Source organism: Thalassococcus arenae, assembly GCF_019104745.1.
GTDB lineage: Bacteria > Pseudomonadota > Alphaproteobacteria > Rhodobacterales > Rhodobacteraceae > Thalassococcus_B > Thalassococcus_B arenae.
The window spans coordinates 340,858-355,439 of sequence record NZ_JAHRWL010000002.1 but is presented as its reverse complement, the minus strand read 5'-3'; the positions used below and the strand labels follow the sequence as shown (position 1 = coordinate 355,439).

Here is a 14,582-nt window from a genome sequence, read left to right as displayed (position 1 = left end):
GTCAAGCGCCATGGCCAAGGCAAGCGCGACCTTTCTCTGCCAATCCTGCGGCGCGGCGACGACGAAATGGTCGGGCCGCTGCGAATCCTGCGGACAGTGGAACACCATCGTCGAAGAAGCGCCGCTGGCAGCCGGACCGTCGGGCAAGACCCTGGGCAAAAGCCGCGGACGTGCTGTTGCGCTGCTCGATCTCGACAGCCCCGAAGCCCCGCCGCCGCGCACCCGATCGAATCTGGACGAACTCGACCGCGTGCTTGGTGGCGGGCTGGTGCCTTCCTCGGCGGTGCTGGTGGCCGGCGATCCCGGTATCGGCAAGTCGACGCTGCTGTTGCAGGCCGCCGCCGCCTTTGCCCGGTCCGGCCTCAAGGTGGTTTATATCAGCGGCGAAGAGGCCAGCGCCCAGATCCGGCTGCGCGCGCAACGGCTGGGATTGGCGGACGCGCGGGTGTCGCTGGCGACGGAAACCAACCTGCGCGACATCCTGACCACGCTGGATGCCGAACGACCCGATCTGGCGATCATCGATTCGATCCAGACGATGTGGGCCGACAACGTCGACAGTGCACCGGGCTCGGTCAGCCAGGTGCGCGCCGCCGCACACGAATTGACCACTTTTGCCAAGCGCAGGGGCAGCGCGGTCTTCATGGTCGGCCATGTCACCAAGGACGGCCAGATCGCCGGCCCGCGCGTGGTCGAGCACATGGTCGATACGGTGCTGTATTTCGAGGGCGAACGCGGCCACCAGTTCCGCATCCTGCGCAGCGTCAAGAACCGCTTTGGCCCGGCGGACGAAATCGGCGTTTTCGAGATGACCGGCGCGGGCCTGTCCGAGGTCACCAACCCGTCGGCGCTGTTTCTGTCCGAACGCGGCACGCCCGCGCCGGGCAGCGCGGTCTTCGCCGGGATCGAGGGCACGCGGCCCGTTCTGGTCGAGTTCCAGGCGCTGGTGGCCCCTTCACCCCATTCCCAGCCCCGCCGGTCGGTCGTTGGCTGGGATGGCGGCCGCCTGGCGATGATCCTGGCGGTGCTGGAGGCGCGCTGCGGCATCCCCTTTGCCGGGCTTGACGTCTATCTGAACGTCGCCGGCGGCATGCGCGTGGGCGAACCGGCCGCCGATCTGGCTGTGGCCGCTGCGCTACTTTCCGCCCGCGAGGACGCAGCCCTGCCCGCGGAAACTGTCGTTTTCGGCGAGATTAGCCTATCAGGGGCCCTGCGCCCGGTCAGCCAGACGGAAAACCGGTTGAAAGAGGCGCAAAAACTTGGTTTCTCCACGGCCATCCTGCCGGCAGGCGGGAAAACCGCGGGGTTCGGCGGCATGGCATTGACCGAAAAGGACAGCCTGACCGCTTTCGTGGGTGACATATTCGGCGCCGGCTGAGCGCCAGAACGAAAAGGCAGACGAGCGGATGGAAGGCTTTACCATTGTCGACGGTGTGGTCGCCGTCATCATCGTTTTGTCCGCCGTTCTGGCCTATTCCCGGGGTCTCGTGCGCGAGGCGATGGCGATCGCGGGCTGGATCGTCGCGGCGATCCTGGCCTTCATGTTCGCCGACCAGGTGCAGCCACTGGTCAAGGAAATTCCTGTCATCGGCGAATTCCTGTCCGACAGTTGCGAGTTGTCGGTGATCGCAGCCTTCGCCGCGGTATTCACGGTAGCGCTGGTTGTGGTGTCGCTGTTCACGCCGCTTTTCTCGTCGCTGGTACAGCGCTCGGCCCTGGGCGGGCTGGACCAGGCGCTTGGCTTCCTCTTTGGCGTGGTGCGGGGCGTGTTGTTGGTGGCCATCGCCTTTTTCGTCTACGAGACGGTGATCACGGCACAGGACATCCCGATGATCGATGACAGCCGCTCGGCCGCCGTCTTTTCGCGCTTCACCGGCCGGATCGAGGAACAGAACCCCGAACAGGCGCTTGGCTGGATCACCGCGCAATATGAACAGCTGGTCGGTATCTGCGAAGCACCCGCCGCGAACGACGCCTGATTTCCGCACGGACAGGTTGCATCGAACGCGGAGAGCGTCCGAAATCCACGCAAAACGCATGGCTGATGGATGCACGCGACGCGATTGCGCCACGTTGCGCAGCGGAAACGTGATCCTTTCGTGACAGACACGGCCCGACACTCTAAGTACAACAGCGAATGCCAAACGGATTCGGGACGCTGCCTTGACCGACCGCCAAATGCCCCCAGCTCACCCCTTCGATGACGACAAATTGCGCGAGGAATGCGGGATATTCGGCGTCGTTGGCGTCACGGACGCCGCGAATTTCGTGGCGCTTGGCCTGCACGCCCTTCAGCATCGCGGCCAGGAAGCCGGCGGGATCGTCACCTACGCCCAAGACACCGGATTCAACTCGGCGCGCCGCTTCGGCTATGTGCGCGACAACTTCACCTCGCAATCGCTGATGCAAACCCTGCCGGGCAGCATCGGCATCGGTCATGTCCGCTATTCCACTGCCGGATCGAAAGGTCAGACCGCGATCCGCGACGTGCAGCCCTTCTTCGGCGAATTCAGCATGGGCGGCGCGGCGATCGCCCATAACGGCAACATCACCAATGCCGACGCGCTGCGGCGCGAACTGATCGAGCGTGGCTCGATCTTTCAATCCTCGTCGGACAGCGAATGCATCATCCACCTGATGGCGCGGTCGATGGGCCGGTCGATCCCCGACCGCATGGAAGAAGCGCTGCGCAAGGTCGAAGGCGCGTTTTCCGTGGTCGCCATGACCCGAACCAAGCTGATCGGCGTGCGCGACCCGCTGGGCGTTCGGCCGCTGGTGCTGGGCCAGATCGGCGATGGCTGGGCGCTGGCCTCGGAAACCTGCGCGCTGGACATCATCGGCGCCGATTTCGTGCGCGAGATCGAACCGGGCGAGATGGTCGTCATCACCGAAAAGGGCGTGGAAAGCCACCACCCCTTTCGCCGGGCCAAACCGCGCTTCTGCATCTTCGAGCATGTCTATTTTTCGCGGCCCGACAGCATCCTGGGCGGCCGGTCGGTCTATGAGACGCGGCGCCAGATCGGCGTCGAACTGGCGCGTGAGGCGCCGGTGGCGGCCGACCTGGTCTGCCCGGTGCCAGACAGCGGCACACCCGCTGCGATCGGCTATGCGCATGAATCGGGCATTCCCTACGGCATGGGGATCATCCGCAACCAGTACATGGGCCGGACCTTTATCGAACCCACCGAACAGATCCGCAACATGGGCGTGCGGCTCAAGCTGAACGTCAACCGCGCGCTGATCCAGGGCAAGCGGGTCATCCTGGTCGATGACAGCGTGGTGCGCGGCACCACGTCGCGCAAGATCAAGGAGATGATCCTCGATGCCGGCGCGGCCGAGGTGCATTTCCGCATCGCCTCGCCGCCCACCGCCTGGCCGTGTTTCTACGGCGTCGACACGCCGCAGCGCGAAAAGCTGCTGGCCGCCACCATGTCCGAGGACGAGATGCGGGAACATCTGGGCGTCGACAGCCTCAAATTCATCTCGCTCGACGGGCTTTATCGCGCCGTCGGCGAAGCATCGGGTCGCAACGCGGTGCAACCGCAATACTGCGATGCCTGTTTCTCGGGTGAATACCCGGTGGAACCCGCCGACCAGATCGAAAAGGGCTTTCGGATGAAGGCGGCCGAATAACGCAGCGTCCGATCTGCCGCGATGGGCAATCAGGCGCCGATCCGGTCGATTTCTAAGCGTCTTTCCGCCCGCCACGGGGCCCGCGCGGACCCACCGCCTTTCTTCTTGCTGCAATGCAGCATAGACGGCGCCGACTCATCCGGAGCCCGTCATGGCACAGCCGCAGCCGAAATCGAACGAAACCCCGACACTTGCCGCCGAACATGCCACCCGGCAGGCCGATATCCCCGAACGGGGACTGATCCTGCTTGGCACCTTCGGCAAGGACAGCGCGCCGCAAGCGCTGGTGCGTCTGCCCGATGGGGCGACCCGGGCCATCGCAGTGGGCGACGCCGTGAACGGCAAGATCGTTCTGGCCATCGAAACCGGCCGCCTGGCCCTGCGCGTGGGTGACATGGCCGAATGGATGGAGCCTCCGGCCTTTCGCTGATCCGCGACAGCGCGGCGCGGTGACGCCGCGCACTCTTGACCTTCGGCGCAAAGCCGGTCATCCGCCACCCCATGACAAAGATCGCCCTCATCACCGGCGCCTCGCGCGGACTGGGCTTTGCCCTTGCCGAAGCGTTGGCCCCGGAACATCACATCGTCGCCGTCGCACGTACCGTTGGCGGACTGGAAGATCTGGACGACCGGATCAAGGCCAAGGGCGGCGACGCGACGCTGGCACCCATGGATATCACCAAGCGCGACGCGATGGCCCAATTGTGCCGGTCGATCCATGACCGTTGGGGTGGTATCGCGCTTTGGGTGCATACGGCGATCCACGCCGCGCCGCTGACCCCCGCGGCTCATCTCGACCAGAAGGATTGGCAGAAATCGCTGGCGATCAACCTGGACGCGCTGGCCACGCTGATCCCCTTCGTGGCACCTCTGCTGGGCAATGACGGCCGCGCGGTGTTCTTCGACGATCCGCATGGTGGCCAAAAGTTCTTCGGCCATTACGGCACGACGAAATCGGCCCAGATCGCGCTGGCGCGCAGCTGGCAGGCCGAGACCGAAAAGACGGGACCCGAAGTGCGCATCCTGACGCCCGCGCCGATGGCCTCGGCGACCCGCGCGCGGTTCTATCCCGGCGAGGACAAGACCCGGCTGGCCTCGCCCCACGACGAAGCGCACAGGCTCTTGCCGCAACTCCTGTAGGCGCCTGTCCGCTTGCCCCGGTAGCCCCCTTCCCCTATGGAATTGCAAACGGGCAAGGGCACACGCGATGCGCATTCTCATCACCAACGACGACGGCATCAATGCGCCGGGGCTCGAGGTCATGCAGGCCATCGCCGAGGAAATCGCCGGCGGGCCTGACGATGTCTGGACCGTGGCGCCGGCCTTCGAGCAGTCGGGCGTCGCCCATTGCATCTCGTACACCCATCCGACGATGATCGCCCAACTGGGGCCGCGCCGCTTTGCTGCCGAGGGCAGCCCCGCGGATTGCGTGCTGGCGGGCGTGCATGACGTGCTCAAGGACAACCCGCCCGACCTGATCCTGTCGGGCGTGAACCGCGGCAACAACTCGGCAGAAAACGCGCTCTATTCCGGCACGTTGGGCGGCGCGCTGGAAGGCGCCCTGCAAGGCATCCGCGCGATCGCCCTGTCGCAGTATTACGGGCCCGCAAACGCGCATGCCGACAACCCGTTCGAAGCCGCCGCGGCGCACGGTGCCGAAACCGTGCGCCGCATCCTGGCCGCCGATCCGAAAGACCAGAACGGATACCGGCTGTTCTACAACGTGAATTTTCCGCCCGTTCTCGCGACCGACGTCAAGGGAACGCGACTGGCACCGCAGGGCCTGAGACGCAACACCTGTTTTCAGGTCGAACCGCACCTGTCGCCGTCGGGCCGACGGTTCGTCTGGATTCGCGGTGGTGACCAGCGCGCGCCGACCGAACCGGGATCGGACGCCGACATCAACCTCGACGGCTACATCTCGGTCACGCCGATGCGCGCCGACCTTACCGCCCACGACGCGCTCATCGCTCTCAAAGACGCCTTTGCATGACCTTCGACGCCGACGCCAAGATGCAGTTCCTGTTCGCCCTGCGCTCGCGCGGAGTGACCGACAGCGCGACGTTGAAAGCGATGGAGGCGGTGGATCGCGGAATATTCGTGCAAGGCTATTTCGCCGACCGCGCCTATGAGGACATGCCGCTGCCGATCGCCTGCGGGCAGACGATATCGCAACCATCGGTGGTCGGATTGATGACGCAGGCGCTGAAGATCGCCCCACGCGATACCGTGCTCGAGATCGGCACCGGTTCGGGCTATCAGGCCGCAGTCCTGGCACAGCTGGCCCGGCGGGTCTATACGATCGATCGCCACCGCCGGCTGGTGCGCGAGGCCAGGGCTGTCTTCGACCGGCTGGGCCTGACCAACGTCACCGCCTTCACCGCCGACGGATCGCACGGGCTGCCCGACCAGGCACCGTTCGACCGGATCATCGTCACCGCCGCCGCCGAAGATCCGCCCGGGCCGCTCTTGGCCCAGTTGAAGATTGGCGGTATCATGGTCGTGCCGGTGGGCCAGTCGGATGCGGTGCAAAGCCTGATCCGTGTCACCCGGTCCGAAACCGGGTTCGAATACGAGGAAATGCGCCCGGTCCGGTTCGTGCCCCTGGTCGAGGGGCTGGGCAAGGACTGAGCTGCCCGATGCGAGTGGCCGCGACCCGCGGCGCCAACCAGACGCTCCGGCCAACAAGGGGCGCGATGTGAGGATACGAGCGATGGCGACACCCCGCCCATTCCCGATTCTGGCCATGTTCGGCCTCAGCGTCAGCCTGTCGGCCTGCGCGGATTTCGACCTGGATGTCCGTGACCGTATCGGCGGCCCCTTCAGCACCGCCCAGGCGGCGCGCGAAGCCACAACCCGGCGCCCGGTGCCGGATGACCGCGGTGTGCTGTCCTATCCCAGCTACCAGGTCGCCATCGCGCGGCGCGGCGACACGCTTGCCGATGTCGCGGCCCGCGTCGGCCTGCCTGCGGACGAAGTGGCGCGCTTCAACGGCATCCAGCCCGGCGACACGCTGAACCGGGGCGAGATCGTCGCGCTGCCGCGCCGCGTGGCCGAACCGTCCCCGGCCACGGGCGCCACGACGACCGGGCCGATCCTGCCACCGGCCGTGGACGTGACGACGCTGGCCAACGACGCGATCGAGCGCGCGCCGGCGACCCCGGCGGCCACGTCGCCGCAAACCGGGATCGAGCCGGTGCGCCACAAGGTCGAACGCGGCGAGACCGCCTTTACCATCGCCCGGCTTTACGGCGTCACGCCACGAGCCCTGGCAGATTGGAACGGGCTCGACCGCGACTATACCCTGCGGGAAGGCCAGTTCCTGCTGATCCCGCCCAAGGCCGAAATCACCGCCGCAGCCGCGCCGGCGGCGGTGCCGGCACCGGGCAGCGGCAGCACCACGCCCCAGCCGCCTTCGGCCTCGACCCCGCTGCCTTCCGAGACGCCGCCCGCCGCGTCGGTCCAGACCGCCACAGCCGCAGCACCCAAACCGCCGGTGGCCGATATCGGCCAGTCCGCCGCCAGACCGGAGGCACAGATGACCATGCCGGTCAGCGGCCGGATCATCCGCGACTACGCACCGGGCCGCAGCGAAGGCATCGATATCGGCGCACCGGCCGGAACGCCGGTCGTGGCCGCCGCCAGCGGCTCGGTCGCCGCGGTCACCCGCAACGACGAAAACGTGCTGATCGTGGTCATCCGCCATCCCGGCGATCTGCTGACCGTCTACACCCATCTGGATGACCTGACGGTCAAGAAGGGTGACGCCGTCAGCCGCGGTCAGACCATCGGCAAGGTACGCGCCGGCGATCCGAGTTTCCTGCACTTCGAGATTCGCAAGGGCTTCGACAGCGTCGATCCCATGGGTTACGTCAGCTGACGGCATGCCGCCCTTGCCGGGCAAACCGCTGGTCGGCACCGGCGTGCGGCGTATTTTTCAAAGAGAAGAAGACCTTGCTTGCGCGCATCGGTCCTGCTTCTTCTCTTTTTCAAATACGCATTTTCCATATGCACCGGCGCGCGCTGCGCCGGTCTCGGACGCTCAGCCGAACGTTACACCGCGGCGCCCCGCGAGATCGATGAAATACTGCCAGGCAACCCGACCCGAACGGGCGCCGCGCGTGGCTTGCCATTCGATCGCTTCGGCCCGAAGCGTGTCGTCGTCGATGGGCAGGCCATAGGCGTCGCAATAGCCGCGGATCATCGCCAGGTATTCGTCCTGCGAACAGGGATGGAACCCCAGCCACAGGCCGAACCGGTCCGACAGCGACACCTTTTCCTCGACCGCCTCGGAGGGGTTGATCGCGCTCGAGCGTTCGTTCTCGATCATGTCGCGCGGCATCAGGTGGCGGCGGTTCGACGTCGCATAGAAGATCACGTTGTCGGGCCGGCCTTCGACCCCGCCATCCAGCACCGCCTTGAGCGATTTGTAATGCTGGTCGTCATGGCTGAACGAAAGGTCGTCGCAGAACAGCACGAAGCGGGCATCGGACGCGCGCAGCAACGCCAGCAGCCGGCCCACGGACGGAAGGTCTTCGCGATGCAGTTCCACCAGTTTCAAGGCGAGCCCGGATCCCGTAACAGCGCCATGCACCGCCTTGACCAGGCTCGACTTGCCCATCCCGCGGCTGCCCCAAAGCAGCGCGTTGTTGGCGGGCAGACCCTTGGCGAACTGCACCGTGTTTGCCAGCAGCGTGTCGCGGGTGCGGTCGATGCCGACCAGCAGCGACAGATCGATCCGGTTCACCTGCGCCACCGGCTCGAGGCGGTCGGGATCGACATGCCAGACAAAGGCCTCGGCCTGCGCGAAATCCGGTGCGGCCATCGGCGCGGGCGCCATCCGTTCCAGCGCAGCGGCGATGCGGTTCAGCACGTCGCTCACCGGGCCTTGCCTTCCTCGTCGGTCTCGTCGAATTCGGCCATCAGCGGGTCTTCGTCCTCGTCGTCTTCGAACCAGACGCCTTGCGCGCGCAATTCGGCCTCGCGCTTCTTCTCGACGCGGCGGACAAGGAAGATCGACACCTCGTAGAGCCCGTAGACCACGGTGAACAGGATCAGCTGCGTGACCACGTCCGGCGGTGTCACCAGGGCAGCCAGCACCAGGATGCCGACCATGGCGTATTTGCGCACGCCGCCCAGCCCTTCGGCGCTGACCAGCCCGGCCTTGCCCATCAGCGTCAGCAGAACCGGCAACTGGAAGCACAGGCCGAAGGCCAGGATGAATTTCAACGAGATGTCGAGCGATTCGTTGACCTTGCCGAAAAAGGTGATGCGAATACCCTCTTCGGTCTCGGGCACCACGGCGGTGTCCGGCGGCAGGCTCTGCACGCCTCCGGCAAGCAGGTTGGCAAAGATCGAACTGACATCGGCGAAGCCCAGAAAGAACGCCATGGCCAGCGGCGTCACGATGAAATGGGCAAAGGACGCGCCCAGCAGGAACATCACCGGAGAGGCGATCAGGAAAGGCAGAAAGGCGTTCTTTTCCGATTTGTAGAGCCCGGGCGCCACGAAGCGCCACATCTGGTGGCCGATCACCGGAAAGGCCAGCGCGAACCCGAAAACCATCGAGATCCGGAACAGCGTGAACAGGTATTCCTGCGGGCTGGTGTATTGCAGCGTCGGCGACGGGTCACCCAGATCGCGCAGCGTTTCCTCGATCGGGCCCAGAAGGAATTGCAGGATCGGTTCGGCCACGACAAAGGCCAGAACGATGCCGATCAGAAAGGCGATGACCGATCGGATCAGCCGGGTGCGCAGCTCGGCCAGGTGTTCGATCAGCGGCGCGGAGCTGTCTTCGATCTCGTCGTTCGGGGAACTCATGTGTCGCCCTTCGGCGTGTCGGGCTGCATCGCGGCCTCCATCTCGGCCACCTTCTTGGCTGCGGCTTCGGCTTCGCGCTGCGAACGGGCCGCGGCGGCCTTGGCGGTGGCCAGTTCGATCTTCTTCTTGGCCTCGGCGCGCTCGGCAGACAGCTTGCCGGTTTCACTGGCAGGGTCGAGATTGGTCATCGACTTGGCCGCATCCTTGACCCCGTCCATCGCCGAACTCACCGGGTTCGTCGCGGTCTTGAGGCTTTTGGCGACATCCTTCACGCCGGCCTCGTCAGCGGCGTCGTTCATGGCGCGGCTGAATTCGCGGGCCATGCCGCGGGCCTTGCCGACGAAACGACCGACCTGGCGGAACATCACCGGCAAATCCTTGGGGCCGACCACGATCAGCGCGACGATTCCGATGACCAGAAGCTCGGCGAACCCGAGATCGAACATGACTTACGCCTTGTCCTTGTCTTCCTTGGGCGTGACGTCCTTGGCAAGATCGGCCTGGTCGGCCTCGATTTCCTCGGTGCCGTCTTTCACGCCCTTCTTGAAGGCGGTGATCCCCTTGCCGACCTCGCCCATCAACGACGAGATCTTGCCGCGACCGAACAGCACCAGCACCACGACGGCGATCAGAAGAAGGCCCGGAAGGCCGATATTGTTGAGCATGGCTCATCTCCCACTTGCGGGCCGGGGCCGGCGCCGCGTTCAACTATCACGTGGTATCTAATGATTCCCGCGCGCCGCGAAAAGCGCCAAAGCGCCGCGACCGGCGGTCATGTGTGTCATGAGCTTGTCAGGTGACGGATTTTTGTCAGTATGTCGGTCATGAATCGCAAGGACCGCCTTTTCGCCCTGATGCAACGGCTGCGCGACGGCAAACTGCACACCGCCGAGGCGATGGCGCAGGATCTGGGCGTGTCGGTGCGCACGATCTACCGTGACATGGAACTGCTGGCGGCCTCGGGCGTGCCGGTCGAGGGCGCACGCGGCCTGGGCTACACCGCGCAGGCGGCGATCACCCTTCCGCCGCTGAACCTGACCGAAGGCGAACTGGCGGCGCTGCATCTTGCCCTTGCCGCGCTCGGGCAGACCGCCGAAACCGAGATGGCGGATGCCGCGCGCAGCCTTTCGGCCAAGATCGAGGCGGTACTGCCGGAGGATACCGGCCCGCCTACCCGCTTCGGCTTTGCCGTGGGCGCCTTTTCCGAAGCCGCGCGGGGTTTCGCGTTGATGCCGCTGATCCGTACCGCGATCCGGGCGCGGCAGAAATTGCGTGTCACGCTCGAAGACGGCGCCCCGCACGACATCCGTCCGCTGCATCTCGACTATTGGGGTCGGGTCTGGACCTGCGTCGCCTGGGACGAAACCGCAGGCACCTTCCGCAACTTCCGCATGGACAGGGTCACCGCCATCACGCCCCTTCCCGGCCTCTTCGTGGATGAACCGGGCAAGACCCTGGCGGATTGGCGGGCGCGTCAGGCGCCCGCGACCGACGCGCGATAGATCTGGTCGATATTGGCGCCCAGGGCATCATTGAATTCGGCATCCGACATCTGCTTGGTCAGCCCTTCGGTCAGCGCGCGGCTGAAAGACGCGATCATCTTGGGTTGACGTGCAAGACGCGCGCAGGCCTCGTCGGTCGAATAGCCGCCCGACAGCGCCACAACCCGAACAACGCGCGGGTGGTCGGCCACGGCGTCATACAGACCGTCCTGCGTCGGGATCGTCAGCTTGAGCATGATGTTCTGACCGTCCTGCAGCGTGTCGAGATGGGACAGGATACGCTCTTTCAGGATCGTTTCGGCCTCGACCTTGGTGGGCGAATGGATATCCACCTCGGGTTCGAGGATCGGCACAAGACCACAGGACAGGACGGTGCGACCGATGTCGAATTGCTGGGACACGATGGCTTCGATCCCCTTGGCGTTGGCCTCGTGGATGACCGACCGTTCCTTGGTCCCGAATATCCCCGAACCCTCGGCCTCGCGCAGCGTGTCGACCAGGCCGGGAATCGGTTTCATCAACTGCACGCCGTCGGATTTGTCCGTCAGGCCCTTGTCGATCTTGAGAAACGGCACGATGCCCCGGTCTTCCCACAACAAGTCCGCTGTCGGCTTGCCGGCCACCTCGCCGCGCATCGTGCGTTCGAACAGGATCGCGCCGATCACCTTTTCGCCGGTAAATCCGGGCGACAGGATGATCCGGGACCGCATCGCGTGGATCTCGTCGAACATCGCCTCTTCGCCGTCATACATGTCCTCGGTCACGCCGTAGAGCCGCAGCGCCTTGGGGGTCGACCCCCCGGACTGGTCCAGCGCGGCGATAAAGCCCTTGCCGGTATGCATCCGCTCCATCTGGGCGGCAAATCTGTCCTGGGCCATGGCGCATTCCTCGTATCAGATGCTGTTTGGCGATCTGATACAGGCTTGCAGGCGGGTCCGGTAGAGCCGCGCGCGGGCTTTATCGCTAACAGGCGAAATTTGCCGCGTCAGCGTTTCGACACCCGCAGCCAGATGCCATCGCGCGCCCGCACCGTCAGGTGCGCCTCGGGCACCGGATCGCGTCCGGGGATGCGTTCGACCCGCAGGTCGCGCAGCAGAAGCGACAGCAAGAGCGGGCCTTCGACCATGGCGAAACCCGCCCCCGTGCAAACCCGCGGCCCCGCGGAAAACGGGATATAGGCATCGCGCCCGCAGGTCTTGCCGTTCTCGGTCTGCCAGCGACCCGGATCGAAATCGTCCGGCCGGTCCCACAGCCGCTCGTGGCGGTGCAGATGCCAGGGTGACAGAACGATCTGCGCACCGGGCGCCACGTCGCGGTCGCGGAAACGTTCCGGGCGGGTGGCCTGACGCACCATCATCGGAACGGGCGGGTAAAGCCGCAGCGCTTCGCGGAACACGTCACGGCTGACACGCAGCTTGCCCACCTCGGCGAAGGCGCCGGTCTGCAACACCTGTGCCTCGTCGGCCACGCGATCCTGCCAGTCGGGGAAAAGCCCCATCATGTACAGCGTCCACGCCAGGGCCGAAGCGCTGGTTTCGTGTCCGGCCAGAAAGAAGATCGCCACCTGATCGACCATTTCCGCGGTCGAGAACGTCTCGCCCGTCAACGGGTCCGGCGTGGTCATGATCTTGGTCGCCAGGTCGTCGGGCGCGGTGCCAGACGCGATCTCGGCCATGCGCCGTTCGGTCAACCGGGCGATCAGCGCACGGATGCGGCGCGCGGCGGCCCGTGTGTCGGCCCGAAAAAACCGCGGCAACCAACGCGGCAACGGTACGAAAGCGGCAAGGTTCAGGATCGGCTGACTGCGCTGATAAGCGCGGAATTCGTGAAACACCGCTTGCGCGATCTCGTCCTCGATCGGGATGGAAAACAGCGTGCGAAAGATCACGTCCGCCGCGGCGTGGCTGGTGATCTCCTCGATCTCTACTTCCTGCCCCGCACGCGCCGTCAGCCGCGTCAACGCCGCCTGCGCCGCGGCCCACATGGCCGGATAGGTTTCGCGCAAGCGCCCCCCTTCGAAGGCCGGGTCGATGATGCGGCGCTGACGTTCCCATGTCTCGCCGTTGGTCAGGAACACCGAATTGCCCAGCAATGGCCGCAGCCCTTCGCTGATCCGGCCGGACTTTGGGAAATCGCCGGGCCTGTCCCTGAGCACGGTTTTCACGAGCTCCGGCTGGTTCACCAGGTAGGACCGGAAGAACGGCGTCCTGAATTCGGCCATCCACGCGCGATAGAGCCGCGCAGGCTGTGCCGACAGGATATCCTGGCGGAACAGTTTTGCGTATCGCCACAACGAAACGCGATCGCGCCGCGCCGTCGGTTTCGGCGGGGTCATGCGGCGACGCTCGTGTATTTCGACACCGCGCGGTCGATCCGGCTGGCCGAGGGCGGGCGGCCGGCATAGCGGTCGGCCAACGAAACGGGACCTGCGGTGATCTGAAAGTAGTCATAGTCCAGCGGCCGGTCGAAGGCGCAGAGATACTGGAAATGCAGCCGGAAGAACCGCCAGCGCAGCGCCTTCCAACGTTCCGGGCTGAGGGCATTTGTGAACTGCGCCGAAAAGACCAGAGGCCAGCGTTTGTCCGACGGCGCCACGCCCGACACGCTGACCGGGTCGCACAGCGCGAAGGCGCAGCCATCGCCGGGCGCGGTTACGTCCACCCAGGTCAACTCGGTCCGCGCCGACAGAAACTGCAGATCGGCACGCAACCGGTGCGCATCGCGCAGGAACGATACCATCGGCACCACCTGCCCAAGCGAAAGAAAGGCCAGTTTCGGCCCGTTCGCCGGCACCCTTCCCTGCCGGATGATATCGGCGAGGATCGACACCGCCAGATGCGCGCCCGACGAATGACCCACCACCAGCACCTCGTCGACATCGTCGGTCAGCGCGTGGGCGATCGTATCGGAGAACTCGGCCATCCGCGCCTCCAATTCGGGCGGGTTGGCGCCGCGGAATTGCGCCGAATAGGCATAGTCATGCATCAGGTAGTAGGCAAAGAGCTTGCCATCCCGCGCCTTGAACCAGCGCAGCAGCGCCCAGCCGGCGCCGAGCCCGAGCGCGAGGGCAAGATAATTGCGCAACGCAAAAAACGGTCCGAATACCGTCGGTCCGGTAAAGAGTTCCGTTGTACGGTGCATGCCCCAGGCCGACGCCATCGCAACCCCGTAGAAAACCGCGCCCGCCAGCAGCAACTGCCCCAGCAGCATCCCGATCGGATAGAGCGCCGCGATAACCGGCCCTTTGCGCAACTTCATCAGCCGCCACAGCGCGCCGGTGGCGATGTATTCCCAGGCCGTCCGAACCAGTTGCCAGTAGGTCGCGGGGATGCTGTTCGACATGCTGTCGCGCACGATATCGGACCAGACCAGCACCTCGATATCGGCGTCCACCTCTGCCCCGTCGATGGTCGCAGACACGTGCCAGCCGTAAGGCCCCTTGGTTGTCTTGGGTTTCAAACCGATCTCGTAACCCGAAATGCCTGCCTGCGCAGCGCCTTCCTTGCGGTACAGCTCGCGGTAGCGGCGGGGGTGGATCGGGTCGTAGCCGGGGATGTAGAACACCCGCCGCCTGGCAATCGTCTGCTCTGGGTCCATCGCGCACCTCGTTTGGCGCGCAGCCTAGCG

Annotated in this window: 16 protein-coding genes; 9 read left to right on the top strand and 7 right to left on the bottom strand. The window is 65.5% G+C overall.

Annotation, left to right across the window (positions count from 1 at the left end; genetic code table 11):
* The first annotated feature begins 10 nt into the window (after positions 1-10).
* The 8 genes from radA to KUH32_RS13030 all read left to right on the top strand — a co-directional run bounded on the left by radA (position 11) and on the right by KUH32_RS13030 (position 7,513).
* Complete coding sequence (gene radA / locus KUH32_RS13065) at positions 11-1,378, top strand: DNA repair protein RadA (protein WP_217779037.1); 1,368 nt, start codon at positions 11-13, stop codon at positions 1,376-1,378.
* Positions 1,379-1,406: 28 nt separating this feature from the next.
* The gene (locus KUH32_RS13060) at positions 1,407-1,979 is read left to right on the top strand and encodes a CvpA family protein (protein ID WP_217779035.1); all 573 of its coding nucleotides are present in this window, start codon (positions 1,407-1,409) and stop codon (positions 1,977-1,979) included.
* A 199-nt stretch (positions 1,980-2,178) separates the two neighbouring features.
* Positions 2,179-3,633: an amidophosphoribosyltransferase gene (gene purF / locus KUH32_RS13055; RefSeq protein ID WP_217779821.1), complete on the top strand. Its 1,455-nt coding sequence runs from the start codon at positions 2,179-2,181 to the stop codon at positions 3,631-3,633.
* Between the two features lie 151 nt (positions 3,634-3,784).
* Positions 3,785-4,063, top strand: coding sequence for an amidophosphoribosyltransferase (locus tag KUH32_RS13050; RefSeq protein WP_254899165.1), 279 nt, complete (start codon positions 3,785-3,787; stop codon positions 4,061-4,063).
* 71 nt (positions 4,064-4,134) lie between these two features.
* Positions 4,135-4,773 carry an SDR family NAD(P)-dependent oxidoreductase gene (locus KUH32_RS13045; protein ID WP_217779033.1) on the top strand — a complete coding sequence of 213 codons (639 nt, stop codon included), beginning with the start codon at positions 4,135-4,137 and terminating at the stop codon, positions 4,771-4,773.
* A 67-nt stretch (positions 4,774-4,840) separates the two neighbouring features.
* A complete protein-coding gene (gene surE / locus KUH32_RS13040; RefSeq protein ID WP_217779031.1) occupies positions 4,841-5,626 on the top strand; it encodes a 5'/3'-nucleotidase SurE in 786 nt (261 codons plus the stop codon).
* Entirely contained in the window at positions 5,623-6,264 is a 642-nt protein-coding gene (locus KUH32_RS13035; protein WP_217779029.1) for a protein-L-isoaspartate(D-aspartate) O-methyltransferase, read from the top strand. Before surE ends, KUH32_RS13035 begins: the two co-directional genes overlap by 4 nt.
* A gap of 82 nt (positions 6,265-6,346) precedes the next feature.
* On the top strand, positions 6,347-7,513 hold the full coding sequence (locus tag KUH32_RS13030; RefSeq protein WP_217779028.1) for a peptidoglycan DD-metalloendopeptidase family protein: 1,167 nt from the start codon (positions 6,347-6,349) through the stop codon (positions 7,511-7,513).
* Between the two features lie 162 nt (positions 7,514-7,675).
* On the opposite strand, the gene KUH32_RS13025 is transcribed toward KUH32_RS13030, so the two are convergent.
* The 4 genes from KUH32_RS13025 to KUH32_RS13010 are packed head-to-tail and all read right to left on the bottom strand — an operon-like array spanning position 7,676 to position 10,118.
* Positions 7,676-8,473, bottom strand: a complete 798-nt coding sequence (locus tag KUH32_RS13025) for an ATP-binding protein (protein WP_254899218.1) — start codon at positions 8,471-8,473, stop codon at positions 7,676-7,678.
* Positions 8,474-8,511: 38 nt separating this feature from the next.
* Positions 8,512-9,453, bottom strand: a complete 942-nt coding sequence (tatC, locus tag KUH32_RS13020) for a twin-arginine translocase subunit TatC (RefSeq protein WP_217779024.1) — start codon at positions 9,451-9,453, stop codon at positions 8,512-8,514.
* Positions 9,450-9,899 (bottom strand): Sec-independent protein translocase protein TatB, encoded by a 450-nt coding sequence (gene tatB / locus KUH32_RS13015; RefSeq protein ID WP_217779022.1) that lies wholly within the window; start codon positions 9,897-9,899, stop codon positions 9,450-9,452. Before tatB ends, tatC begins: the two co-directional genes overlap by 4 nt.
* Positions 9,900-9,902: 3 nt before the next feature.
* Positions 9,903-10,118, bottom strand: a complete 216-nt coding sequence (locus KUH32_RS13010; RefSeq protein ID WP_217779020.1) for a twin-arginine translocase TatA/TatE family subunit — start codon at positions 10,116-10,118, stop codon at positions 9,903-9,905.
* A gap of 159 nt (positions 10,119-10,277) precedes the next feature.
* Between KUH32_RS13010 and KUH32_RS13005 the strand changes: the two genes are divergently transcribed.
* Positions 10,278-10,955, top strand: coding sequence for a helix-turn-helix transcriptional regulator (locus KUH32_RS13005; protein ID WP_217779018.1), 678 nt, complete (start codon positions 10,278-10,280; stop codon positions 10,953-10,955).
* Here the strand turns inward: KUH32_RS13005 and KUH32_RS13000 are convergent.
* The 3 genes from KUH32_RS13000 to KUH32_RS12990 form a co-directional block, all read right to left on the bottom strand.
* Positions 10,928-11,833 carry a fructose bisphosphate aldolase gene (locus KUH32_RS13000; RefSeq protein WP_217779016.1) on the bottom strand — a complete coding sequence of 302 codons (906 nt, stop codon included), beginning with the start codon at positions 11,831-11,833 and terminating at the stop codon, positions 10,928-10,930. The two genes, KUH32_RS13005 and KUH32_RS13000, sit on opposite strands and share 28 nt — an antisense overlap.
* A 107-nt stretch (positions 11,834-11,940) precedes the next feature.
* Entirely contained in the window at positions 11,941-13,290 is a 1,350-nt protein-coding gene (locus KUH32_RS12995) for a cytochrome P450 (protein ID WP_217779015.1), read from the bottom strand.
* Positions 13,287-14,552: a hypothetical protein gene (locus tag KUH32_RS12990; RefSeq protein ID WP_217779013.1), complete on the bottom strand. Its 1,266-nt coding sequence runs from the start codon at positions 14,550-14,552 to the stop codon at positions 13,287-13,289. Before KUH32_RS12990 ends, KUH32_RS12995 begins: the two co-directional genes overlap by 4 nt.
* Positions 14,553-14,582: the final 30 nt, after the last annotated feature.